This window comes from Aestuariivirga sp., from assembly GCF_046294715.1.
Lineage (GTDB): Bacteria > Pseudomonadota > Alphaproteobacteria > Rhizobiales > Aestuariivirgaceae > Aestuariivirga.
This window is the reverse complement of sequence record NZ_JBKBKI010000043.1, coordinates 1-23,298: the sequence shown is the minus strand read 5'-3', so window position 1 is coordinate 23,298 and position 23,298 is coordinate 1. Positions and strand designations below refer to the sequence as shown.

General features: G+C 67.1%; 27 protein-coding genes and 1 other RNA gene. 22 read left to right on the top strand and 6 right to left on the bottom strand.

Annotated elements, in window-relative coordinates:
• The 5 genes from ACK4HL_RS18910 to tkt form a co-directional block, all read right to left on the bottom strand.
• Nucleotides 1–394: tetratricopeptide repeat protein (locus tag ACK4HL_RS18910; protein ID WP_409763843.1), on the bottom strand; the 394-nt coding region annotated here is incomplete at its 3' end.
• Complete coding sequence (locus ACK4HL_RS18905) at nt 391–930, bottom strand: thiamine phosphate synthase (RefSeq protein WP_409763840.1); 540 nt, start codon at nt 928–930, stop codon at nt 391–393. The genes ACK4HL_RS18910 and ACK4HL_RS18905, both read right to left, overlap by 4 nt.
• Nucleotides 931–962: 32 nt before the next feature.
• On the bottom strand, nt 963–1,985 hold the full coding sequence (locus ACK4HL_RS18900; RefSeq protein WP_409763837.1) for a class I fructose-bisphosphate aldolase: 1,023 nt from the start codon (nt 1,983–1,985) through the stop codon (nt 963–965).
• Nucleotides 1,982–3,172, bottom strand: a complete 1,191-nt coding sequence (locus ACK4HL_RS18895; protein ID WP_409763834.1) for a phosphoglycerate kinase — start codon at nt 3,170–3,172, stop codon at nt 1,982–1,984. The genes ACK4HL_RS18900 and ACK4HL_RS18895 overlap by 4 nt, the downstream gene beginning before the upstream one ends.
• Nucleotides 3,173–3,185: 13 nt before the next feature.
• On the bottom strand, nt 3,186–5,159 hold the full coding sequence (gene tkt, locus ACK4HL_RS18890; RefSeq protein WP_409763831.1) for a transketolase: 1,974 nt from the start codon (nt 5,157–5,159) through the stop codon (nt 3,186–3,188).
• A 196-nt stretch (nt 5,160–5,355) separates the two neighbouring features.
• On the opposite strand from tkt, the gene ACK4HL_RS18885 reads away from it, so the two are divergent.
• From ACK4HL_RS18885 to ACK4HL_RS18850, 8 genes are all read left to right on the top strand, one after another.
• Nucleotides 5,356–5,640, top strand: coding sequence for a DUF4164 family protein (locus ACK4HL_RS18885; protein WP_409763828.1), 285 nt, complete (start codon nt 5,356–5,358; stop codon nt 5,638–5,640).
• Nucleotides 5,641–5,644: 4 nt separating this feature from the next.
• Nucleotides 5,645–6,001 carry a cell division protein ZapA gene (locus ACK4HL_RS18880; RefSeq protein ID WP_409763825.1) on the top strand — a complete coding sequence of 119 codons (357 nt, stop codon included), beginning with the start codon at nt 5,645–5,647 and terminating at the stop codon, nt 5,999–6,001.
• Between the two features lie 48 nt (nt 6,002–6,049).
• Nucleotides 6,050–6,214: non-coding RNA, 6S RNA (gene ssrS / locus ACK4HL_RS18875), on the top strand.
• Nucleotides 6,215–6,244: 30 nt separating this feature from the next.
• Entirely contained in the window at nt 6,245–6,820 is a 576-nt protein-coding gene (locus ACK4HL_RS18870; RefSeq protein WP_409763822.1) for a 5-formyltetrahydrofolate cyclo-ligase, read from the top strand.
• Nucleotides 6,811–7,647 carry a TIGR00282 family metallophosphoesterase gene (locus tag ACK4HL_RS18865; protein ID WP_409763819.1) on the top strand — a complete coding sequence of 279 codons (837 nt, stop codon included), beginning with the start codon at nt 6,811–6,813 and terminating at the stop codon, nt 7,645–7,647. The genes ACK4HL_RS18870 and ACK4HL_RS18865 overlap by 10 nt, the downstream gene beginning before the upstream one ends.
• Nucleotides 7,648–7,935: 288 nt before the next feature.
• Nucleotides 7,936–8,985, top strand: coding sequence for an ABC transporter substrate-binding protein (locus ACK4HL_RS18860; protein WP_409763816.1), 1,050 nt, complete (start codon nt 7,936–7,938; stop codon nt 8,983–8,985).
• Nucleotides 8,986–9,072: 87 nt separating this feature from the next.
• Entirely contained in the window at nt 9,073–10,356 is a 1,284-nt protein-coding gene (locus ACK4HL_RS18855) for an ABC transporter permease (protein WP_409763813.1), read from the top strand.
• 5 nt (nt 10,357–10,361) lie between these two features.
• The gene (locus ACK4HL_RS18850; RefSeq protein WP_409763810.1) at nt 10,362–11,189 is read left to right on the top strand and encodes an ABC transporter permease; all 828 of its coding nucleotides are present in this window, start codon (nt 10,362–10,364) and stop codon (nt 11,187–11,189) included.
• A 1-nt stretch (nt 11,190) separates the two neighbouring features.
• On the opposite strand, the gene ACK4HL_RS18845 is transcribed toward ACK4HL_RS18850, so the two are convergent.
• Nucleotides 11,191–11,523, bottom strand: coding sequence for a hypothetical protein (locus tag ACK4HL_RS18845; protein WP_409763807.1), 333 nt, complete (start codon nt 11,521–11,523; stop codon nt 11,191–11,193).
• 143 nt (nt 11,524–11,666) lie between these two features.
• Between ACK4HL_RS18845 and ACK4HL_RS18840 the strand changes: the two genes are divergently transcribed.
• The 14 genes from ACK4HL_RS18840 to ACK4HL_RS18775 form a co-directional block, all read left to right on the top strand.
• The gene (locus ACK4HL_RS18840; RefSeq protein ID WP_409763804.1) at nt 11,667–12,416 is read left to right on the top strand and encodes a YebC/PmpR family DNA-binding transcriptional regulator; all 750 of its coding nucleotides are present in this window, start codon (nt 11,667–11,669) and stop codon (nt 12,414–12,416) included.
• A 17-nt stretch (nt 12,417–12,433) separates the two neighbouring features.
• Nucleotides 12,434–12,937 carry a crossover junction endodeoxyribonuclease RuvC gene (gene ruvC, locus ACK4HL_RS18835; protein WP_409763801.1) on the top strand — a complete coding sequence of 168 codons (504 nt, stop codon included), beginning with the start codon at nt 12,434–12,436 and terminating at the stop codon, nt 12,935–12,937.
• A gap of 46 nt (nt 12,938–12,983) precedes the next feature.
• Entirely contained in the window at nt 12,984–13,601 is a 618-nt protein-coding gene (ruvA, locus tag ACK4HL_RS18830; RefSeq protein WP_409763798.1) for a Holliday junction branch migration protein RuvA, read from the top strand.
• Entirely contained in the window at nt 13,598–14,641 is a 1,044-nt protein-coding gene (ruvB, locus tag ACK4HL_RS18825; RefSeq protein ID WP_409763795.1) for a Holliday junction branch migration DNA helicase RuvB, read from the top strand. The genes ruvA and ruvB overlap by 4 nt, the downstream gene beginning before the upstream one ends.
• Entirely contained in the window at nt 14,634–15,077 is a 444-nt protein-coding gene (gene ybgC, locus ACK4HL_RS18820; protein ID WP_409763792.1) for a tol-pal system-associated acyl-CoA thioesterase, read from the top strand. Before ruvB ends, ybgC begins: the two co-directional genes overlap by 8 nt.
• Nucleotides 15,078–15,277: 200 nt before the next feature.
• Nucleotides 15,278–15,982 (top strand): protein TolQ, encoded by a 705-nt coding sequence (tolQ, locus tag ACK4HL_RS18815; RefSeq protein WP_409763789.1) that lies wholly within the window; start codon nt 15,278–15,280, stop codon nt 15,980–15,982.
• A 3-nt stretch (nt 15,983–15,985) separates the two neighbouring features.
• The gene (locus tag ACK4HL_RS18810; RefSeq protein ID WP_409763786.1) at nt 15,986–16,489 is read left to right on the top strand and encodes an ExbD/TolR family protein; all 504 of its coding nucleotides are present in this window, start codon (nt 15,986–15,988) and stop codon (nt 16,487–16,489) included.
• A gap of 2 nt (nt 16,490–16,491) precedes the next feature.
• Nucleotides 16,492–17,457, top strand: coding sequence for a hypothetical protein (locus ACK4HL_RS18805; protein ID WP_409763783.1), 966 nt, complete (start codon nt 16,492–16,494; stop codon nt 17,455–17,457).
• Nucleotides 17,458–17,482: 25 nt separating this feature from the next.
• Nucleotides 17,483–18,820 (top strand): Tol-Pal system beta propeller repeat protein TolB, encoded by a 1,338-nt coding sequence (gene tolB / locus ACK4HL_RS18800; RefSeq protein WP_409763780.1) that lies wholly within the window; start codon nt 17,483–17,485, stop codon nt 18,818–18,820.
• A gap of 109 nt (nt 18,821–18,929) precedes the next feature.
• A complete protein-coding gene (gene pal / locus ACK4HL_RS18795) occupies nt 18,930–19,424 on the top strand; it encodes a peptidoglycan-associated lipoprotein Pal (RefSeq protein WP_409763777.1) in 495 nt (164 codons plus the stop codon).
• Nucleotides 19,425–19,604: 180 nt separating this feature from the next.
• On the top strand, nt 19,605–20,096 hold the full coding sequence (gene pal, locus ACK4HL_RS18790) for a peptidoglycan-associated lipoprotein Pal (protein WP_409763846.1): 492 nt from the start codon (nt 19,605–19,607) through the stop codon (nt 20,094–20,096).
• Between the two features lie 120 nt (nt 20,097–20,216).
• The gene (ybgF, locus tag ACK4HL_RS18785) at nt 20,217–21,230 is read left to right on the top strand and encodes a tol-pal system protein YbgF (protein ID WP_409763774.1); all 1,014 of its coding nucleotides are present in this window, start codon (nt 20,217–20,219) and stop codon (nt 21,228–21,230) included.
• Entirely contained in the window at nt 21,211–22,410 is a 1,200-nt protein-coding gene (gene tilS / locus ACK4HL_RS18780; protein ID WP_409763771.1) for a tRNA lysidine(34) synthetase TilS, read from the top strand. The genes ybgF and tilS overlap by 20 nt, the downstream gene beginning before the upstream one ends.
• 123 nt (nt 22,411–22,533) lie before the next feature.
• Nucleotides 22,534–23,298 (top strand): ATP-dependent metallopeptidase FtsH/Yme1/Tma family protein (locus tag ACK4HL_RS18775; RefSeq protein WP_409763768.1); only part of this gene is annotated, 765 nt, incomplete at its 3' end.

Sequence of the window (23,298 nt, the reverse complement as noted above, 5' to 3'; positions counted from 1 at the left end):
AGAGGAGGCCCATGTTGAACTGCGCTTCCGCAAGCCCCGCCTCGGCCGCGCGGCGAAGCCAGCTCGCGCCCTTGTCATAGTCGAAGCGGCCACCCTGCTCGTCGAGATAGATGAGCCCGAGCGCCAGCTGCGCTTCGGCCTCGCCCTTCTCGCCGGCGCCGGTGAACCAGGTGATGGCGGTGTCGGTGTCCGCCGCCGTGCCTCGGCCCTTGCGGTACATGAGGCCGAGCAGCGTCATCGCCCTGGCGTCGCCCGCCTTGGCGAGTTCCTGTGCGGCGGCGAAGGCCTGCGCATAGTCGCCCTTCGCGTAGGCGGCGCGGGCGTCGTCGATCGGTGCCGCTCCCGCGGGCGTGGCGAGGAGCAGCAGGGCGAGGGCGGCGGCGATTGGCTTCATGAAGTTCCGAAACGTTGCGTGAGCGCCGTCACGATGCGGCGGGCCGTTTCGGCATCCTGCCACATCGCGTCGGACGGGCGGATAAAGTCCGGCTTCTGCGGCAGCAATATGTCGAGATCGCCGGGCTCCACCGGCCGGAAGGCGACGCAGGGGATTTCCATCACCTCCGACCACCAGCGCACGATCGGCTCGCCCGCGACGCTCGCCCCCGCCTGGTCGAAGGCGACATAGTCCGCCCCGGCCTCGGCGGCCTCCATGGCGAGGTGGCGCGAGCTTCCCGCATAGGCGCCGAGAAAGCGCTCCTTGCCGAGGGCGGCGCGGGCCGTGGCGAGGTCTTCCGTCTCCGCATCGAGCTGGATGCCGTCGGCCCCGCTCCGTGCCGCGTCGCGCGGCTCGCCCGCCACGATGACGGCGACGCCGAGGCCCTGTGCCACCGGCGTCACCTCGCGGGCGAGGGCGGCGGGAACGAGAAGGCTCGCCACGTCGCCCCCGGCGCAGGCGGCCCTGAGGCAGTCCAGCACCTGGGCGGGGGCCACGTTCTCCGGCGCGGCGAGGAAGAGGCGCGGCGTCAGGCCGCCTTCTCCTGTTCGCTGCTCCAGCGGCCCGAGGCCGCCAGCGCGTTCATCTTCGCACGGTGGGCGAAGGCGCGCTGGCCCGCTGCCACGTTCTCGCGCTTGCCGCCCCAGGCCTTCAGCGCATCGGCCTGCAGCGCGCGGCCATAGGAAAAGGTGAGCTTCCAGGGCAGCGGGCCCGCGGCGTTCATGAGGTGGAGATGAGCGGTGGCATCCTCGCCGGACTGGCCGCCCGAGAGGAAGGCGATGCCCGGCACGGCGGCCGGCACGCAGCGCTTCAGCACCTTCAGCGTCTTTTCCGCCACTTCCTCGCGGCCCGCCTGCCTGGCGCTCTTCTTGCCGGCGATCACCATGTTGGGCTTCAGGATGATGCCCTCGAGCTGAACGCCCGCGTAATAGAGCTGCTGGAAGGTTTCCTTGAGCGCCCACTCGGTGGCTTCCGCGCAGCGGTCGATGTCATGGGCACCGTCCATCAGCACCTCGGGCTCCACCATCGGCACGATGCCGCCCGCCTGGCAGATCGCGGCATAGCGGGCGAGCGCATGGGCGTTGGCATTGATGGCGTTGTAGCTCGGGATCTTCTCGTTGACGTCGATCACCGCGCGCCACTTGGCGAATTCGGCGCCGAGCTTCACATATTCGGCCACGCGCTCGGCGAGCCCGTCGAGGCCCTCCGTCACCGTCTCGCCGGGGCAGAAGGGGAGCGGCTTCGGCCCCTTGTCGAGCTTGATGCCGGGAACGGCGCCCGAAGCCTTGATGACGTCGACGAGGGCGGTGCCGTCCTCCGCCTTCTGGCGCAGCGTCTCGTCGAAGAGGATGACGCCCGAAATGTAGCTCTTCATCGCGTCGGCCGAGCGGAACAGCATCTCGCGGTAGTCGCGGCGGTTGGTCTCGGTCGATTCAAGCTTGATCGACTCGAAGCGCTTGGTGATCGAGCCCGTGGATTCGTCGGCGGCGAGGATGCCCTTGCCGGGGGCCACCATGCGGTTGGCGATGCCGTTCAGCTTCTCGATGTTCATTTCGCTACCTCCAGAGCCTTGACGCCGGGCAGGGGCTTTCCCTCGAGCCATTCGAGGAAGGCGCCGCCGGCAGTTGAAACATAGGTGAAATCATGGGCCACGCCGGCATGGTTGAGCGCGGCCACCGTGTCGCCGCCGCCCGCTACCGAGACGAGCTTTCCCGCCCTGGTGCGGGCCGCGGCGTGCTGCGCGGCAGCCACCGTCGCGGCGTCGAAGGGGGCCGTCTCGAAGGCGCCGAGCGGCCCGTTCCAGACCAGCGTGTGCGCGTCGTCGATCGCGGCGCGGATGCGGTCGGCGGAAAGGGGGCCGACGTCGAGGATGATGCCGTCCGTCGGGATGGCGTCGACGCCATAGTCATGCGAGGCCGCGCCGGCCTTGAATTCCTTCGCCACGATGCCGTCGATGGGGAGGATGACGGCGCATTTCGCGTCCTCCGCCTGGTGAAGAATGCGCCGGGCGGTGTCGACAAGGTCGCGCTCGGCCAGCGACTTCCCCACGGCGTGACCCTGCGCCAGCAGGAAGGTATTGGCCATGGCGCCGCCGATCACCAGCGCATCAACCTTCTTCACGAGGTTGCCGAGGAGGTCGAGCTTGGTGGAGACCTTGGCGCCGCCGACGATGGCGATCACCGGGCGCTTCGGCGTTTCGAGCGCCTGCTGCAGGGCTTTCAGCTCCGCCTCCATCGCCCGGCCGGCATAGGAGGGCAGGAGATGGGCGACGCCCTCGGTCGAGGAATGGGCGCGGTGGGCGGCCGAGAAGGCGTCGTTCACGTAGATGTCGCCGAGCGAGGCGAGCAGCTTCGAGAAGCCCCCGTCGTTCTTCTCCTCGCCGGGATGAAAGCGCGTGTTCTCCATCAGCACGCAGTCGCCTGGCTTCACGTCGAGCTTCGGCGCCTGCTGCCAGTCCGTTTCCGCAAAGCGCACCTTGTGGCCGAGATGCTGCTCGAGTGCGGCGGCCACCGGGCGGAGCGACATCGCCGGCACGACCTTGCCCTTCGGCCTGTCGAAATGGGCGAGCACGATCAGGGCTGCACCCTTGTTCAGGATTTCGCGCAGCGTGGGGGCCACGCGCTCGATGCGGGTCGCGTCCGTCACCACACCATCGCTCACCGGCACGTTGAGGTCCACCCGGCAGAGCACCCGCCTGCCGTCAAGGTCTGCGTCGTCGAGCGTGCGGAAGGCGGGCATGGCGTCTACTCCCTCAGCCTGCAGCTTTTACCACGGCTTCGGCCGTGATGCCGAAATGCTTGTAGAGAAGCTCGGCAGGCCCCGATGCGCCGAAACCCGTCATGCCGATGAATGTTCCATCGACGCCAATGAAGCGGTCCCAGCCGGTGCGGACACCGGCTTCGATGGCGATGCGGGTTTTCTCGCTGCCCAGCACCTTCGCCTTGTAGGCCGCATCTTGCGCCTCGAAGCGCTCCATCGAGGGCACGGAGACGACGCGGGCGGGCTTGCCCGCATCATCGAGCGCCGCCTTGGCGGCAATGGCGATCTCGACCTCCGAGCCCGAGGCGAAGATCACCACCTCGGAGGACCTGTCGGAAGAGGCGATCTCGTAGGCGCCCTTCGCGCAGAGGTTCTCTTCCGCATAGGCGATGCGCGCCGGCTTCAGCTTCTGCCGGGTCAGGGCCAGCACCGAGGGGCGTGTCTCGTCCTTCAGGGCGAGCTGCCAGCACTCGGCGGTCTCGACGGCGTCGCAGGGCCGGTAGACGGCGAGGTTGGGGATGACGCGGAGCGCGGCGAGGTGTTCGACCGGCTGGTGGGTGGGGCCGTCCTCGCCGAGCCCGATCGAGTCATGCGTCATCACGTAGATGACGCGCTGCTGCATGAGGGCCGAGAGGCGGATCGAGGGGCGGCAGTAATCGGTGAAGACGAGGAAGGTGCCGCCATAGGGGATGACGCCGCCATGCAGCGCCAGACCGTTCATGGCCGCAGCCATGCCATGCTCGCGGATGCCGTAGTAGACGTAGCGGCCCCCGTAATCGGCGGCGGTGAGGGGCTTCAGCTCCTTCGACTTGGTGTTGTTGGAGCCGGTGAGGTCGGCCGAGCCGCCCACGGTCTCGGGCAGCGCCGCGTTGATGACGTCGAGCGCGTTCTGCGAGGCGTTTCGGGTGGCGAGTGCTGGCGGGTTCTTGGCGAGTTCCTGCTTGTAGCCGGCAATCACCGCGTCGAAATTGGCGGGGAGCTTGCCGGAAACGCGGCGGGCGAACTCCTCCTTCTTCGGGGAAGCGGCGAGGCGGGCGTTCCAGGCGGCGCGGTCCGCGGCACCCCGGGCGCCGGCCTTGCGCCAGGCGTCCGTCAGCTCGTTCGGCACCACGAAGGGCTCGTAGTCCCAGCCCAGCGCCTTGCGCGCCCCGGCGATCTCTTCGGGGCCCAGGGGTGAGCCGTGCGAGCCCGAGGTTCCCGCCTTGGTGGGCGCGCCGTAGCCGATCACCGTCTTGCAGGCGATGAGCACGGGCTTGTCGGCGGACTGGGCGGCGGTAAGCGCGGCGGCGATCTCGACAGGGTTGTGACCGTCGCAGCGCGAGACGGTCCAGCCGGAGGCGGCGAACCGGGCGAGCTGGTCGGTCGAATCGGTCATCGAGACCTTGCCGTCGATCGAGATGCCGTTGTCGTCCCACAGCACGATGAGATTCTTCAGTTTCAGATGGCCGGCCAGCGTGATCGCCTCCTGGCTGATTCCCTCCATGAGGCAACCGTCGCCCGCCAGCACATAGGTCTTGTGGCTGACGAGGCCGTCGCCGAACTCGGCGTTGAGGTGGCGCTCGGCGATGGCGAAGCCCACCGCGTTGGCGATGCCCTGGCCCAGGGGCCCCGTCGTCGTCTCGATGCCGGTGGCGTGGCCATACTCCGGGTGGCCCGCCGTCTTCGATCCGAGCTGGCGGAAATTCCTGATGTCTTCCAGGCTCATGTCGGCGTAGCCCAGGAGATGCAGCAGCGAATACATGAGCATGGAGCCGTGGCCGGCGGAGAGAATGAAGCGGTCACGGTCGGGCCAGTGCGGGTCCGCCGCGTCGAATTTCAGGAACTGGGTGAAGAGGACGGTGGCGACGTCGGCCGCACCCATCGGCAGGCCCGGGTGGCCGGAATTGGCCTTCTGCACGGCATCCATGCTGAGCGCCCGGATGGCGTTGGCCATGGCGCGGGTCTGTTCGGGCGAATGGTGGGTCATGGGCGGGCGGCTCGATCCTTGCGTGGCGCTGAAATTTGCGGGTGGTGATAGCGGGTTGCGCCCCGGAGTCAATTGGAACCATGGCCGCCCCCCGGGCCCCCGCCGGGCGTTCAGGAGCGTTGCGCTCGGGTTCCGTCCGGACTATTGTGCGAAATGGTAGCGGGTCGCAATTTCTGCAATCATACCAGGGGCTTTAATGGCAGACATTGACAGGCTGGATGAAGTGTTCCGGCGCTTCGAGGAGGCCTTGCGGCTGATCGAGGACGCGGTTGGCCACAAGGCCGACGGCCAGAAGCGCATTCTGGAGCTGGAGAGCGAAGCCGAAACCCTGAAGCGCGACCGCACGCGGCTCGCGCATGAGCTCGACCTCGTGCGCTCGAAGGCGGGCGAACTCGTCGACACCAGCAAGAATGCGGCCGGCAAGATCGACGCCGCCATGTCGCGCATCCGCGCCGTGCTTCACTCGAACATGCCGGAGTAGCGGCATGGCGCATGTGATTGTCCAGGTGAATGGGCGGCCCTACACGATGCAGTGCCCGGAGGGCGAGGAAGAGCATCTGCGCGACCTTGCGCAACTCCTCGACAGCGAAGTGCAGCGCGTGAAGACCAGCGTGGGCAATGTCGGCGACATCCGCATGCTGGTGATGGCAGGGCTCATGGTGGCCGACAGACTCTCCGAGGCGATCCAGAAGATCCAGTCGCTTGAGGAGCAGGTGACGGGCCTGCGCGAGGCGCGGATCGCCGCCCAGGCCGAGACCCAGGCCGTCGAGGCGCAGTTCGGCGAGCGCCTCCTCGCCGCCTCGCGCCGGCTCGAGATGCTGGCGGAGCAGCTCGGCCGCTAGAGCCTTCATCCATGGACAGACGGCTTCGCCGCTCCTAAATAGGGCAGTGGCGGGCTGCCCGGTGCGTGAGATGACATTTTTTCCCTGGGGCCTATGCGATTCTGAATGGGAGCTGTCCCTAGGCTTGGCCGTGGCCTTGCCCACACGGCGCCCACCTACAACTGTAGGGACCCGGGATCGTTAGTCATTCTCACGGCCCATGGTGGCTCGCCGCTTGCGTTGCGAAATCTACCAAGGGTTTTCATGGACATCGCCGATCAGAAGCGCATGGCGCGGAGCGCCGCCTCGAAGCGCAGGGCGGAAGCTCATGCCGGGCTGAAGGACACGGCGGGAATGGAACTCGCGGCGCGCGGCCTGCCGCCGGGGCTGCACCTTTCGCGGGGCATCGTCTCCGGTTTCATCCCCTACAAGAGCGAGATCACCACGCTGCCGCTGCTGGAGCGGCTTGGCCGCGAGGGTTGGGTGACGAGCCTTCCCGTGGTGGTGGCGGCGGATGCGCCGCTGGTGTTCCGCGCCTGGAAGCCGGGCGATGAGCTGCTGCCCGGCATGTGGGACATCCCCATTCCCCACGCGAGCGCGCCCGAGGTGCTGCCCGACGTGCTGCTGGTGCCGATGCTGGCCTTCGACCGGCAAGGCTACCGGCTCGGCTATGGCGGCGGCTTCTACGACAGGACGCTGGAAAAGCTCCGTAAACTGAAGAAAATCGTGGCGGTCGGCGTCGCCTATCACGCGCAGATGGTGGAAGAGGTGCCGAGAGGCCCGTTCGACGCGCCTCTCGACTTCGTCATGACGGAGCGGGAGACCTTCCCGTGCGCCTGATCTTCGTGGGCGACGTTGTGGGCCGGGCGGGCCGCGAGGCGGTGGCGCGCGAGCTGCCGCTGCTGCGCGAGCGCTACGCGCCGGACCTCGTGGTGCTGAATGGCGAGAACGCCGCGCATGGCTTCGGCATCACGGAGGAAATCTTCCTCGGCTTCCTCGCGGCAGGCGCCGACGTTGTGACGCTCGGCAACCATTCCTTCGACCAGCGCGAGGCGCTGATCTTCATCGAGAGGCACCCGAACCTGATCCGGCCCGTGAACTGGCCGAAGGGCTGCCCGGGCCGCGGCGCGGCGCTCATCGACACGGCCTCGGGAAAGCGCGTGCTGGTGATGCAGGCGATGGGGCGGGTGATGGTGGAGCCGATGCTGGACGACCCGTTCCCCGCGGTCGAGCGCGAGCTCGAGGCATGCCCCATGGGCCAGGCCTGCGACGCGGTGCTGATCGACTTCCACGCCGAGGCCACGTCCGAGAAGATGGCCTTCGGCCATTTCTGCGACGGGCGCGCCAGCCTCGTCACCGGCACACACACGCACGTGCCCACCGCCGACCACCAGATCCTTCCCGGCGGCACGGCCTATCTCTCGGACGCCGGCATGAGCGGAGACTACGACTCGGTCATCGGCATGGAAAAGACCGAGCCCCTGCAGCGCTTCCTGCGCAAGCTGCCGGTGGAGCGGATGCGGCCGGCGGAGGGGGAGGCGACGCTCTGCGGGGTGGCCGTCGAGACGGATGACCGGAGCGGACTTGCGGTGATGATCGCCCCCATCCGCGTCGGCGGGCGGCTGTCTCAAGCTTCGGTTGCCGCATGGGACCGATTCCCACCCTGAGGTGCCGCTCCCCCGCGACATCATGACGTCAGCTATCCGCCGACAGTAAAAAAACTCTAGTGACGGCTTTGAAAAAGCCATTAGTATTCAGAACAGCGCTTACAAGAAGATTGATCGGGCAGGCATTTCTCCGGAGGTGCAAGGTCGCTGCCAGATCAGGAAAAGCGTCAGAAAACGGGGAGGAACAGGCTCATGCCACGCGCGGGAAAGCGCGAGGCCGGGACATGTAGCTTCCCCGCGGCAACTGTCAAGGCCGGCCCGTCCGGCCCAAGAGGAGGAAGCACTCGCATGAAGAAAATTTCGATATTGTTCGGCGCCGCGCTGATGGCCGGCACCGCGCTCTTGGCGGTGAAGGCCCAGGCCGCCGACGAGCTCACCATCACGTCGTGGGGCGGCGCCTACCAGGAGAGCCAGCGCAAGGCCTATTTCGAGCCCTACATCGCGGCCGGCAACAAGATCACCGAGGCCGAGTACAATGGCGAGATCGCCAAGATCCGCGCCATGATCGAGGCGAACGCCGTGACCTGGGACGTGATCGACGTCGACACCCAGACGGCGATGGCCGGCTGTGCGGAAGGCACCTTCGAAACCCTCGACTGGGCGAAGCTCGGCCTCGACCGCTCGAAGTTCATCGGCGCCGACATCACCGACTGCGCGGTGCCCACCATCCTCTATTCGACCGTCGTCGCCTACGACACCTCGAAGACGCAGGAGCCCGCCAATCTGTTCGAGGCGCTGTTCGACACCGCCAAGTATCCCGGCAAGCGCGCGCTGCAGAAGAACCCCTTCATCAATCTCGAATGGGCGCTGATGGCGGACGGCGTTCCACCGGAAGAGGTCTACAAGGTGCTCAACACGGACGAGGGCGTCGAGCGCGCCTTCAAGAAGCTCGACACCATCAAGAAGGACGTGGTGTGGTGGGAGTCGGGCGCCCAGGGCCCGCAGCTGCTGGCAGACGGCCAGGTGGTGTTCGCCTCGTCCTGGAACGGCCGCTTCTACTCCGCCATCAAGACGGACAAGAAGCCCTTCAAGATCATCTGGGACCGGCAGGCGCCGGATTATGACTGGTGGGCGATCCCGAAGGGCACGCCGCGCCTCGATGCGGCATACCGCTTCATCTCCTTCGCCTCGCAGCCGAAGCCGCAGGCCGAGCAGACGAAGTACATCTCCTACGGCCCGGCCAACAAGGACGCGACCGCCGAGATCGATCCGGCCGTGCTGCCGGACCTGCCCTCGGCGCCGGAGAACATGAAGACGGTGTTCTTCGCCGACCAGCAGTTCTGGGCCGACAAGGGCGAGGAGCTGCGCGAGCGCTTCAACGCCTGGCTCGCCCAGTAAGACACCGATGCGGCGGGGAGGGGGCTTCCTCCTCCCCGCCTTCGTTTCTCGCTCCATCGCATCCCGGAGGCGCCACCCCCGATGTCCATGGCACAAGCTCTCCCGGCTGACGGCGTGATGCGCGCCGCGGACGGAACACCGCTCAAGCAGGCGCTCGCCCGCGCCGAGCGCCGCGAAAGGCTGAAGGCACTCGGCCTCGTGCTGCCGCTCTTCGCCTTCATCGTGCTCTCCTTCGTGGTGCCTATCCTGGTGATGCTCTACAATTCCGTCCACGATCCCGACGTGGCCGAGAACATGCCGCGCACCATCGAGGCGCTGCGCCAGTGGGACGGCAAGGATCTGCCCTCCGAAGAGACCTTCGCCGCACTCGCCGCCGATCTCGCGGAGGCGCACCGCACGAAGCAGGTTGCGCTCATCGGCAAGCGCCTCAACTACGAGATTTCCGGCATCCGCTCCAAGGTGATCGCAACGGGCCGCAAGGCCGCGGCGCTGGAACAGGGCCCCTACAAGGAAGCCATCATCGCCATGGACAAGGTGTGGGCCAACCCCGACACCTGGGCCACCATCAAGCGCTCCTCCTCGGACTGGACGCCCTTCTACATCCTCGCCATGCTCGACCTCCGCCAGGGGGCGGACGGCTCGATCGAGCAGGTGCCCGCCGACCGGGCCATCTACAAGGACATTCTCATCCGCACGCTCGGCATATCGCTGCTCGTGACGCTGATGACGCTGATCCTCGGCTATCCGGTGGCCTATCTGCTCGCCACCTCGCCGCAGAGGACGGCCTCGCTGCTGATGATCTTCGTGCTGCTGCCGTTCTGGACCTCGCTTCTCGTGCGCACCACGGCCTGGATGATCCTGATGCAGGACGGCGGCGTCTTCGCTCAGTTCCTCAACCTCACCGGCATCACCTGGCTCCTGAACGCCGTGGGCCTCATGGACGGCGAGCCGCAACTGTTCAAGACGCGCTTCGCCACCGTGGTGGCGATGACGCACATCCAGCTGCCCTTCACGCTGCTGCCGATCTATTCGGTGATGAAGACCATCTCCCCCAACTACATGCGGGCGGCGAAATCGCTCGGCGGCACCCCCTTCTATTCCTTTCTCAGGGTCTACATGCCGCAGACGCTTCCCGGCGTCGCGGCGGGCTGCCTTCTCACCTTCATCCTCTGCCTCGGCTACTACATCACGCCGACCCTCGTCGGCGGGCCGACCGACCAGATGATCTCGGGCTTCATCGAGCGGGCCATCAATGCCGAGAACAACTGGGGCAAGGCCTCGGCGCTGGGCGTTATCCTGCTCGTCGCGACGCTGATCCTCTATTACGTCTACAACAAGCTGGTCGGCATCGACCGCATGAAGCTGGGTTGAGCGCCATGGCGGTTCCCTCCTACTACACGCGCGGCGAGACGATCGCCTATTACGCGCTCCGCGTCTTCGTCGCGCTGGTGCTGCTGTTCCTCATCTCGCCGATCCTCGCGGTGATGCCGCTCTCCTTCAATTCGGAAAGCTTCTTCACCTACCCGATGCCGGGCTATTCGCTGAAGTGGTACGAGGACTTCTTCTTCAATCCGCGCTGGACGGGGGCGGTGAAGGTGAGCTTCCTCGTGGCGCTCGCCACCACGGCGCTGGCGACCGCGCTCGGCACCCTGGCAGCGCTGGGGCTTGCCCGTTCCAACTTCCCGGCCAAGGCCACGGTGATGGCGGTGCTGATCTCGCCCATGATCGTGCCGGTCATCATCTCGGCCGTGGGCATGTTCAAGTTCTATGCGAGCCTCGACCTGGTCGGAACGCGGCTCGGCATCATCCTGGCGCACACCGCACTCGCCACGCCATTCGTGGTGATCACGGTGACGGCGACGCTGGCGAGCTTCGACAAGACTCTGATGCGCGCGGGCGCCTCCTGCGGGGCGCCGCCCCACACGGTGTTCTTCAAGGTGGTGATGCCGCTGATCCTGCCCGGCATGATCTCGGGCGCGCTCTTCGCCTTCGTCATCTCCTTCGACGAGGTGATCGTCGTGCTGTTCCTGGCGAGCCCGGAGGACCGCACGCTTCCCCTTCAGATGTTCTCCGGCATCCGCGAGATGATCTCGCCCACCATCACGGCGGCGGCCACCGTGCTGGTGCTGATCTCATCCGCGCTGCTCATCATCCTGGAGATGCTGCGCCGCCGCTCGGAGCGGCTCAGGGGCGTCAGGGCCTAGCCTAGCGGGAAGCGCGGCGGCGGGGCCTCTTCGCGCGGAGCGCCGCGGGTTCCCCGGCGAGGGCGGCCAGCCCGTCCATCTGGGCGAGCGCCTCGCCGATCCTCCTGGCGGCGGCCTGGTCATCGGCGCGCTCCAGGGCGCGGCTTCCTTCCGCCAGCGCCTCGGCGGCGCGGGCGGACATGTCCGAAAGCGTGGCGATGGCGCCGAAGAGCCGGCCCGAGGGGGCGTGCTCCATGATGCTGCCGAGCCGCCTGAGCGAACTCGCCGCCGCCGTGCCCGACAGGCCCTCCGCCGCAAAGCACAGCTCGTTGATTGGCTTGAACCCCACCGTCATACGCATGAACTCCCGCATACTCACAAAAGCCCGCGGAGATTGGCGGCGGGAGGCTTAAGGCCCGGTTAAGCGGCTTGTTTCGGGCGGGCGCACGCGTCTATAAGGCGGCCCGCAGAGGGCATTCATCCGATCCCGGGGGTTTCATGGCCGGCCATTCGCAATTCAAGAACATCATGCACCGCAAGGGCAAGCAGGACGCGGTGCGCTCCAAGATCTTCTCGAAGCTGGCGCGCGAGATCACGGTCGCCGCCAAGGCAGGGCTTCCCGATCCCGACGCCAATGCGCGCCTGCGCCTCGCCATTCAGAACGCCCGCGCCGAGAACATGCCGAAGGACAACATCGAGCGCGCCATCAAGAAGGCCCAGGGCGGGGACGCCGAGAACTACGACCAGGTGCGCTACGAGGGCTACGGGCCGGGCGGCGTCGCCGTCATCGTCGAGGCGCTGACCGACAACCGCAACCGCACCGCCTCCAACGTGCGCTCGCTCTTCACCAAGTATGGCGGGAACCTCGGCGAGTCGGGCTCGGTGGCCTTCATGTTCGCCCGGGTGGGGGAAATCGTCTATCCCGCCGACAAGGTTTCCGCGGACGCCATGCTGGAAGCGGCGATCGACGCCGGCGCCGACGACGTCGCCTCGGACGAGCAGGGCCACACCATCATCTGCGCCTTCGAATCGCTGGGGGAGGTCTCCTCGGCGCTGGCAAAGAATTTCGGCGAGGCCACCTCCGTCAAGGTGGCGTGGAAGCCGCAGACGACGACGCCCGTCGACCAGGAGAAGGCCGAAAGCCTGCTCAAGCTCGTCGACGCGCTCGACGAGGACGACGACGTGCAGGTGGTGTTCTCCAACGCCGACATCCCGGAAGAGGTGATGGCGAAGCTCAACGCCGCGTGATGTGCTAGGCTCGGCCGATGGTCAGAATCATCGGCATCGATCCGGGGCTGCGCAACACCGGGTGGGGCGTCATTTCGCAGGAGGGCTCGAGGCTCAGCTATGTGGCCGACGGGGCGCTGCATTCGGACGGCGAGCGGCCCCTGGCCGAGCGGCTGCTGCAGCTGCACGCGCAACTGATGGACGTGATCCGCGAGTTCGAGCCGGACGAGGCGGCGGTGGAGGAGACCTTCGTCAACACCGATGCGCGCGCCACGCTGAAGCTGGGGCAGGCGCGCGGTGCCCTCATGCTGGCGCCCGCCATGCTCAACCTCCCCGTCGCCGAATATGCGCCGAACACGGTGAAGAAGGCGGTGGTGGGGGCGGGGCACGCCGAAAAGGACCAGGTGAAGCACATGGTGAAGCTGCTGCTTCCCAAGGCGCGGCTGCGCACGGCGGATTCGACCGATGCGCTGGCCGTGGCGATCTGCCATGCCCATTACCGCGGCTCGCAGCGGCTGGCGGACGTGCTGGCGCGTTCTTGACTTGTTCCCTCTCCCGCTCTAGCAAGATTCCGAGAAGGGCGCTCAGATGATTGCAAAGCTCAAGGGCCGGATCGATGCCACGGGCGCCGATTGGCTGGTGATCGACGTCAACGGCGTGGGCTATCACGTCTCCTGTTCGTCGAAGACTCTTTCCGCCCTTCCGGGCACCGGCGAGTTCGCCGAGGTGCATACCGAGATGCTCGTCTCCCAGGACATGATCCGCCTCGTCGGCTTCGCCACCATATCCGAGCGCGAATGGTTCCGGCTGCTGCAGTCGGTGCAGGGGGTGGGCACCAAGGTGGCGCTCGCCATCCTCTCGACACTCTCCACCGCCGAGATCGGCAACGCCATTGCACTCCAGGACAAGGCGATGATCGGGCGCGCCAACGGCGTCGGCAAGAAGCTGGCCGAGCGCATCGTGCTCGAACTCAAGGACAAGGCGCCGTCCTTCGCCCCTCTCGGCCCCGACGTGGCGAAGCTCGCCGCCGATCTCGACGCGCCGCGGCCCACGGCGGCCTCCGACGCCGTCTCGGCCCTCGTCAACCTCGGCTACGGCCAGGCGCAGGCGGGGGCGGCGGTCTCCGCCGCGATGAAGAAGGCGGGCGATGATCAGCCCACGGAGAAACTGATCCGGCTGGCGCTCAAGGAGCTGGCGCTGGCATGAGCGAGCCCCTCCGCAACCGGGAGAAGACGCCGGAGGATGCGATCGACACGCATCTCCGGCCGCAGCGGCTGGAGGAGTTCATCGGCCAGTCCAAGGCCAAGCAGAACCTCCGCGTCTTCATCGAGGCGGCAAAGGCCAGGGGCGAGGCGCTGGACCATGTGCTGTTCGCCGGGCCGCCGGGGCTCGGCAAGACGACTCTCGCCCAGATCATGTCGCGCGAGCTCGGCGTCAACTTCAAGGCCACGTCCGGCCCGATCATCGCCAAGGCGGGCGACCTTGCGGCACTCCTCACCAATCTCGAGGAGCGCGACGTGCTGTTCATCGACGAGATCCACCGCCTCAACCCGGCGGTCGAGGAAGTGCTCTATCCCGCCATGGAGGATTTCCAGCTCGACCTCATCATCGGCGAAGGACCCGCCGCGCGCTCGGTGAAGATCGACCTCGCGAAGTTCACCCTGGTGGGCGCCACCACCCGCACCGGGCTTCTCACCACCCCGCTCCGTGACCGTTTCGGCATTCCGGTGCGGCTCGACTTCTACACCGAGGCGGAGCTCCTCGAGATCGTGAAGCGCGGGGCGCGCGTCATGCAGATGGGGATTTCCGAGACGGGAGCGCGCGAAATCGCCAGGCGGGCGCGCGGCACGCCCCGAATCGCCGGACGGCTGCTCCGCCGGGTGCGGGATTTCGCGGCGGTGGCGGGCGCCGCGGTGATCGACCAGACGCTGGCGGACCGGGCGCTCTCGGCCCTCGACGTCGATGCGAAGGGGCTCGATTCGCTCGACCACCGCTACCTCTCCTCGATCGCGCTCAATTTCGGCGGCGGCCCGGTGGGAATCGACACCATCGCCGCCTCGCTCTCGGAAGCACGCGACGCGCTCGAGGACATCGTCGAGCCCTATCTCCTGCAGCTGGGCTTCCTCAACCGCACGCCGCGCGGGCGGCTCCTCACGCCGCATGCCTTCCGGCACCTCGGGCTTGCCGTGCCGCAGCGGCCGGAGATCACACAAGGGGTTCTGCCGCTGGACGAGAGCGATGGCTGAGGACTGGCCGGACCTTGCCGGCCGCTTCCGCGGGCCCGTGCACGTGCTTCCCGTCCGCGTCTACTACGAGGACACCGATGCCGGCGGCGTCGTCTATCACGCCCGTTACATCGGCTTCTGCGAGCGCGCCCGCTCGGACTGCCTGAGGCTGATGGGCATCCGCCAGTCGGAGTTCCGGGACCTCGCCTTCGTCGTCCGCCGCATGAGCTGCGACTTCCTGAAACCCGCGAGGCTCGATGACCTCATCGAGATCGAGACCCGCTTCTTGGAGATGGCGGGGGCCCGGCTGGAGCTGGTCCAGCAGGTGATGCTCAATGGCAACACTCTTTTCCGCGCTCAGGTGACGGTGGTCCTCGTCGATGGCCGCGGCCGGCCGAAAAGACTTCCCGAAGACATGGCGAATCGCTTCCGGAGTGTTCGGGAAGGGCAATCGTAACAAAGCCTTAACCATGATCGATACATGTGGGGTGTGGAACTTCCGGTGGCGGAAGGGCTGCGCGGGTGGATTGTGGTCGAGGGTCCGAATCGCCGCAGTTTCGACAGATTTGACATGTTTTCACGGGCGCCTCTCCAATAGAGCGGCGCAGGGCGCGGAAGTCCGGGACAGGGGCTTTCGCGGGGTGATGGAAGGACAGGATGATCGTTTTTGCGGTGACGGCGGCTCCGGGCGGCGAGATTTCGCTCTGGCATCTCGTGGTCCAGGCGAGCTGGGTCGTCAAGCTGGTGATGCTGGGCCTCGTGCTCGCCTCGGTGTGGAGCTGGGCGATCATCATCGAGAAATTCTTCGCGGTGCGGCGGATGAATGCCGCCAACGACCGTTTCGAGCAGTATTTCTGGTCCGGCCAGTCGCTCGAGGACCTGTTCCTTTCCATGGGCAACCGCAACAACGTCGGTCTCGCGGCGATCTTCATGGCCGCCATGCGGGAATGGAAGCGGAGCCAGGACGCCGCCATGCGGGCGGGCTTCCAGGGTGTGCAGAAGCGCATCGAGAAGGTGATGGACGTGCAGATCCAGAAGGAAATGCACGACCTCGAGGCGCGGCTCCTGTTCCTCGCCACCACCGGCTCCGCCGCACCCTTCATCGGGCTGTTCGGCACGGTGTGGGGCATCATGGTGTCGTTCCAGGCCATCGCCAACTCGCAGAACACCAGCCTCAACGTGGTGGCGCCCGGCATCGCCGAAGCGCTGTTCGCCACGGCGATCGGCCTTGTTGCCGCCATACCGGCGACAATCTTCTACAATATGTACACCTCGGACGCGGGGAAGATTGGCGCCAGACTCGAGAATTTCGCGGATGAATTCTCCGCGATCATTTCCCGACAGCTTGACGAACGGGTGTAGCAGATGGGTGCTTCAGCAGGGGGTGCCAGGGGCGGTTACCAGCGGCGCAACGCAAGGCGGCGGTCCTCCTCCGGTGTGATGAGCGATATCAACGTGACGCCGCTCGTCGACGTGATGCTGGTGCTGCTGATCGTCTTCATGGTGGCGGCGCCGCTGATGACGGTGGGCGTTCCGATCGACCTTCCCAAGACCGACGCCAAGCCGCTCAACAGCCAGGTCGAGCCGCTCTCCGTCTCGATCCGCCCGGACGGATCGATCTATCTCATGGAAGAGCCGATGAGCATGGACCAGCTCACCCAGAAGCTCCAGGCGCTCTACGGCATCGACCCCGAGAAGGAAATCCGCGTGCGCGGCGATCTCGCCGCAACCTATGGACCGATCGCCGAGGTGCTGGGCGCCATCAACAGCGCCGGCTTCAAGAAGATCGGCCTCGAGACGCTGCCGGGCGGCGGTACTGCGGCGGCCGTCTCGCCTGAGCCTGCGGCGGCCGAAGAGGGCCAGAACTGACGATGAGGGGGAGCCTCGCAGCATCGCTTGGCATCCATGCGGCCATCCTCGCCGCAGCGCTGGTGGTTCTGCCGAACCCCCGGCATGACGTGATGCCGGTCGAGGCGATCACCGTCGACATCTCCAACATCGCCGATGCCAACAGGCTGATGGCCACCGCCAAGGAGGCGCCGAAGCCCGTCGAGAAGCCGGCGCCGAAAAAGGCCGCCGTCGTCAAGAAGGCGGACGAGACGCTGAAGGTGGCGGAAGAGGAGAAGACCGCCGCCAAGGAGGCCAAGGCCCCGCCGCCGCCCCCGCCCGAGCCCAAGCCCGAGCAGCCGAAGAAGGAAGAGGCGAAGAAGGAGGAGCCCCCTCCGCCGGACCCCGACGCCATGGCCGATCTCCTGAAGAAGGTGGAGGAGCCTCCGCCGAAGAAGGAGGAGCCGAAGAAGGCCGAGGCGAAGCCCGAGAAGAAGCCGGAAAAGAAGCCCGAGAAGAAGCCGGAGAAGAAGAAGCCGGCGAAGGAACTCGACGTCGCAAAGCTCGAGGAACTTCTCAACACCGACGCGCTCCTCAACAAGGAGAACGACGAAAAGACGACGACCGCCTCCGAGGCGCTGACCGACGGCGAGCCCACGCAGGGCGAGCGCGACCTCCAGGGCAAGGACGAGACGCTCTCCGCCACGACGATCGCCGCCTTCGTGCAGCGCATCCGCGAATGCTGGGTGATCCCGCCCGGCGCGCGCGAGGGCAACATCACGGTGAAAGTCCGTATACAGATGAACCAGGACGGCTCCATCGCCGGCAACCCGGAGGTGATGAACGGGCCGGGCGATTTCCTGTTCGAGACCACCGCGCGTTCGACGGTCGCCGCGATACTCGGCTGCCAGAACTACGATTTCCTTCCGCAGGATCAATATGACGTCTGGAAGGATCTCGTTCTGAACTTCAACCCCAACATGTTCGCGGATGCGACCCCGACGCAGTGACGGGCCAACGGACGATGACCTACAGATGAATTCCAGCGATTTCGCTTCCCATCAGATGCGCCGCATGGCCGCCGTTCTCTTCCTTCTGCTCGCCGTAATGGGCTTGAGCCGGGCGGTCGAGGCGCAGACCGAGATCGACATCACCGGCGGCCGCATCGATCCGCTGCCCATCGCCATCGCGCCGTTCCTGGCGGGCGGGGGCGCGGAGGAATCCGGGTCCACGATTTCCGGCGTGATCACCAACAATCTCGGGCGCTCGGGCTATTTCGCGCCGCTCGACCCCGCCACCTTCATCGAGCAGATCGCGAGTTTCGAGCAGATGCCGAGCTTCGCCAGCTGGCGCCAGATCGAGGCCAAGGCGCTGGTGACCGGCCAGGTGTTCTTGGACGGCGGCAAGATGCGCGTCGAGTTCCGGCTGTGGGACGTCAACACCCAGCAGCAGCTCGCCGCGCAGCAGTTCACCACCAGCCCGAAGAACGCGCGCCGCATCGGCCACATGATCTCCGACATCATCTACAAGGCGATGACCGGCATCGACGGCTATTTCGACACGCGCGTGGTCTTCGTCTCGGAGTCGGGGCCCAAGGACCAGCGGGTGAAGCGGCTCGCCATCATGGACCAGGACGGCTTCAACGTGCGCCCGCTGTCGGACGGCAAGGACCTGGTGCTGACGCCGCGCTTCTCGCCATCGACCAACGAGATCACCTACATGTCCTTCGGCAACGGCGAGCCGCGCGTCTACCTCATGAACATCGACACCCGCCAGCGCGAGATCGTGGGCGAGTTCCCCAACATGAGCTTCGCGCCACGCTTCTCGCCCGACGGGCAGCGCGTCATCATGAGCCTGCAGGAAGGCGGCAACTCCAACATCTTCGAGCTCGACCTGCGCTCGCGCAGCCTGCGCCAGCTCACCAACGTGGCGGCGATCAACACCGCGCCCTCCTATTCGCCGGACGGCAGCCAGATCGCCTTCGAATCCGACCGCGGCGGCACGCAGCAGATCTACGTGATGAGCGCGGACGGCTCGAACCAGAACCGCATCAGCTTCGGGCAGGGGCGCTATTCCACCCCCGTCTGGTCGCCGGACGGCGCCTACATCGCCTTCACCAAGCAGGGCGGCGGAAAGTTCGCCATCGGCGTGATGAAGCCCGACGGCTCTGGCGAGCGCATCCTGACCGAGGGTTTCCACAACGAGGGCCCGACCTGGGCGCCGAACAGCCGCGTGCTCATGTTCTTCCGCGACACGCAGGGCGAGAACGGCGGACCGCAGCTCTGGTCGGTGGATATCACCGGCTACAACGAACAGCGCGTGCCGGTCGAGGGCTTCGGCTCCGACCCGGCCTGGTCGCCGAAACTCAACTGAGAGGGCGGCGGACAAATCAATTCGGGGCCGGGGGGCCTCGCGAAGCGGCGGCCGGTTGCAGGGGATGCGAAGGCCGCTTCAGGACCACGACAACACGGGAAGTACTGACATGAATAGACGTGCAAGTTTCAAGATGGCGGCCGCTCTCTGCTGCGCGCTGGCGCTCGCCGCGTGCTCCAAGAAGAACACCGATCTCGCCGCCGGCACCGGGCCCGGCGCCGCGGCCATCCCGGGCTCCGAGCAGGACTTCACGGTGAACGTGGGCGACCGGGTGTTCTTCGTCGAGGACCAGTCGACGCTGACGCCCGAAGCCCAGGAGACGCTGCGCCGCCAGGCCGACTGGCTGCAGAAGTATCCCGCCGTGATGGTGCAGGTGGAAGGCCACGCCGACGAGCGCGGCACGCGCGAATACAACATCGCGCTCTCCGCCCGCCGCGCCACCGCCGCGCGCGAATTCCTGATCGCGCAGGGCGTGGCGGCGAGCCGCATCTCGTCCATCGCCTATGGCAAGGAGCGCCCGGCGGCGCTGTGCGATGCCGAGCAGTGCTGGTCGCAGAACCGCCGCGCGGTGACGGTGATCACCGGCGGCGCCAAGACCTCTTAAGCCTCCCCAAGGTGGTCCTCCCCTTCCCGGGTGCAACCGGGGAGGGGGCTTTAGGCGCCGAAGTCAGGGAATGTTAACCCTGTTGCGGCAGGATTCCCGGTGGGCGAGCCCCGCCTGCGGGGCTTTGAACGGTTTCATTTCGGCCGGCGGCAGCAATGCCGGCAAAGGAGTGGGTGGATGATTTCTCGTATGGCAAGCTTCAAGACCGTCGCGGTGCTCGGATGTTTCCTGGCGCTTGCCGCCTGCTCGAAGAAGAACACGCCGGACCTCAATGCCGGAACGGGCCCCGGGGCGGCGGCGGTGCCGGGCTCCGAGCAGGACTTCACCGTGAACGTGGGCGACCGGGTGTTCTTCCTCGAAGACAAGTCCACCCTTTCGCCCGAAGCCCAGGAAACGCTGCGCCGCCAGGCCGAGTGGCTGAACAAGTACGGCAAGGTGACGGTGCAGGTGGAAGGCCACGCCGACGAGCGCGGCACGCGCGAATACAACATCGCCCTTTCCGCGAGGCGCGCCACCGCGGCGCGCGAATTCCTGATTTCGCAGGGGGTGGCGGCCAACCGCATCTCCTCCATCGCCTATGGCAAGGAACGCCCGGCGGCGCTGTGCGATGCCGAACAGTGCTGGTCGCAGAACCGGCGGGCGGTGACCGTGATCACGGGTGGTGCCAAGTAGCCACAGCTGCCGATCTTGCGCACCAGGCCCGGGGTTCAGCCTCATTTTCACCGCGATTCCGGTTCACTCCCGAGGCCGACAAGAACAATCCGCCCCCCGAGAGGGCCGTTGGTGCAGATCATGCTGAAATACGTGAAGTCCTCCGTTGCCGCCGCCGCCCTGCTGGGTGTGCTCGTGTCGCCCGCCACCGCCCAGAGCGCCTCCGAAATGGCAGTGCGCATGCAACAGCTGGAAGAGCAGGTTCGCCAGCTCACCGGCCAGGTGCAGGAGCTTTCCTTCGAGGTGAAGCAGCTGCGCGCCCAGTCGGGTGCAGGCGCTGCGCAACAGAGCGGCGCCGTCCAGCAGCTGCAGCAGCCGAAGGCGCCCGCGGTGGCCGCCGCCGAGCCGCCGCAGCCGAGCCAGCAGAAGCGCCTCGCCGCCGCCTCGGCCGGCGAGCCCATCGCCGACAGCAACGACATCGAGGTCATCGACCAGCAGCCGATCGGCGGACTGCCCATGCCGCCGCAGGGCGCCGAAGCCGACATCTCCGGCGTCGAATCGGGCGGGGCGCCGGGCCCCACGGTGCTCGGTGCGCTCGACAATGCCGCCGCCCAGCCCAATGACGGCGGCTTCCAGGGCAAGGTGCTGGTGCCGCCCTCCCAGCAGGAGCCCGGCGACGAGATCGTCTTCCAGCAGGGCAACATGAGCGCCGGCTCCGGCAGCAGCGACTCGATCGAAACGGTGGCGCTCGCCCCGGAGGCCTCGGGCGAGTCGCCCGAGTCGCTCTACGAGCGTTCGAACGAGAGCCTGCTGCGCCGCCAGTTCGGCGACGCGGAGGCGGGCTTCTCGACCTTCCTGCAGAAATACCCGGACCACAGCCTCGCGGGCAGCGCGCAGTACTGGCTTGGCGAGACATTCTACGCCCAGAGCGACTTCAAGCGCGCCGCGGCCAATTTCCTGCAGGGCTACAAGAAGTACCCGAAGAGCCGCCGCGCTCCGGAAAGCCTTCTGAAGCTCGGCATTTCGCTGAAGCGGCTGGGGCAGGACGAACAGGCCTGTGCTGCCTATGCGGCCGTGAGCGCCGAATATCCGAAGGCGGTCGACGCCCGGAAGCGGGCCCAGGCCGAAGCGAAGCGTGCCGGCTGCGGCTCCTGACCTTCCCGCCGATTTCACACCTCTCCTGAGCGAGCGCCACGTGGCGCTCGCCGTTTCCGGCGGGTCGGATTCGACCGCGCTGATGCGGCTCGTCCATGATTTCGCGCGGGGCCGCCATCCCGATCTCCGGATTTCGGTCCTGACCGTGGACCATGGCCTGCGTGCGGCATCCGCCGCCGAAGCGCTCGAGGTGGGGCGGTGGGCAGCGGAGCTCGGCCTTGTCCACCACGTCCTCTCCTGGGAGGGACCGAAGCCGCGGACGGGGCTCCAGGCGAAGGCACGCGCCGCGCGCTACGGTCTTCTCGCGCAATGGTGCAGGAGCCATGGGGCCGACCTGCTGCTCACCGGCCACACGCTGGACGACCAGGCGGAAACCGTGCTGATGCGGCTCATGCGGACGTCGAGCCCCGCCAGCCTCGCAGGGATTCCGCAGCACGGGGAATGGGACGGCGTTCGCCTGTTCCGTCCGCTTCTCGCGGTGCGGCGGCAGGCGCTGCGCGACTATCTCTCATCTCTCGATCAGGGCTGGATCGAGGACCCGAGCAACGAAGACGCGGGCTTCGAACGGGTGAGGCTCCGGCAATCGCTCCCCGCCCTGGCGCGCTCCGGCGTCACGCCGGAACGGCTCGCCCGGCTGGCGGCAGCCGGTGCGCGGACCAGCGCGCTCCTCGAGCAGGCTGCGGGGCGCTGGCTGAGGCTGTGGCTCAGGGAAGAGGAGCAGGGCGTCTGCCAGCTCCCCGCCCGGCAGTTCCTGGGCCTGCCGGAAGCCCTGCAGCAGCGGGTGCTGGCGCTGGTCATCGGACATTACGGCGGCGGGGGGCATGAGCCCGAGGCGGAGGAATTCCGGCGCCTGGCGCGGTGGGTGGCGGCGGGCAAGGGCCGGCGGACCCTGGGTGGCGCCCTCGTCGGACGCCGCAAGAACGATTTCTGGGTGACGCGCGAGGCGGCGCGCATCGCGCCCGAGCCGCTCAAGGTGCCTGACAGCGGGGAAGCGCTGTGGGACAACCGGTTCCTGGTGGAGGCCCCGCCGGGCTCGCTGGTGACGCCTGCGGGCGGCCGCGGGCAGCCACTCCCCCCCGGCGTTCCGGCCTTTGCCGGACGGGCGATGCCGTGGATCGAGCCGCCTGAGGGCGCGGAAGGCCGCGTGAAGGCGGTCTTCCTCAGGCTCTGCGGTCCGTAACGACAATTTTACGCTGCAGCCGTCCTTGGAAATGTCTTGGCACCAACCTATGTTATTGCGCATTGTAGGGACAGGCCTGCCGCGCGGCCCTGACGGATCGGGCGGCCAGATTCGAGGGATCACGTGAACCAATTCCGCAACTTCGCCGTCTGGATCGTCATCGCGCTCTTGCTCTTCGCGCTGTTCAGCCTGTTCCAGGGCCAGGTGGGACGCACCACCAACGCCGAGATCAGCTACTCCGATTTCCTCGACCGGGCGAACTCCGGCGCCATCCAGTCCATCGTGATCTCGGGCGAAACCATATCCGGCAAGCTTGCCGACGGCTCCTCGGTGCAGACCACGGGGCCGCTCGTCTATTTCGAGGACCAGATCAACCAGCTGCGCGAGAAGAACGTGCAGATCACCTTCCGCCCGGCACAGACGGACTCGGTGCTGACCAGCGCGCTCATCTACTGGCTGCCCATGCTTCTGCTGATCGGCGTGTGGGTGTTCTTCATCCGGCAGATGCAGGCGGGCTCAGGCAAGGCCATGGGCTTCGGCAAGTCCAAGGCGAAGCTCCTCACCGAGCGCCACGGCCGCGTGACCTTCGAGGACGTGGCGGGTGTCGAGGAAGCCAAGGACGATCTCGTCGAAATCGTCGACTTCCTGAAGGACCCGCACAAGTTCCAGCGCCTCGGCGGCAAGATCCCGAAGGGCGCGCTGCTCGTCGGCCCGCCCGGCACCGGCAAGACGCTGCTCGCCCGCGCGATCGCCGGCGAGGCCAACGTTCCGTTCTTCACGATCTCGGGCTCCGACTTCGTGGAAATGTTCGTGGGTGTGGGCGCCTCGCGCGTGCGCGACATGTTCGAGCAGGCCAAGAAGAACGCGCCCTGCATCATCTTCATCGAC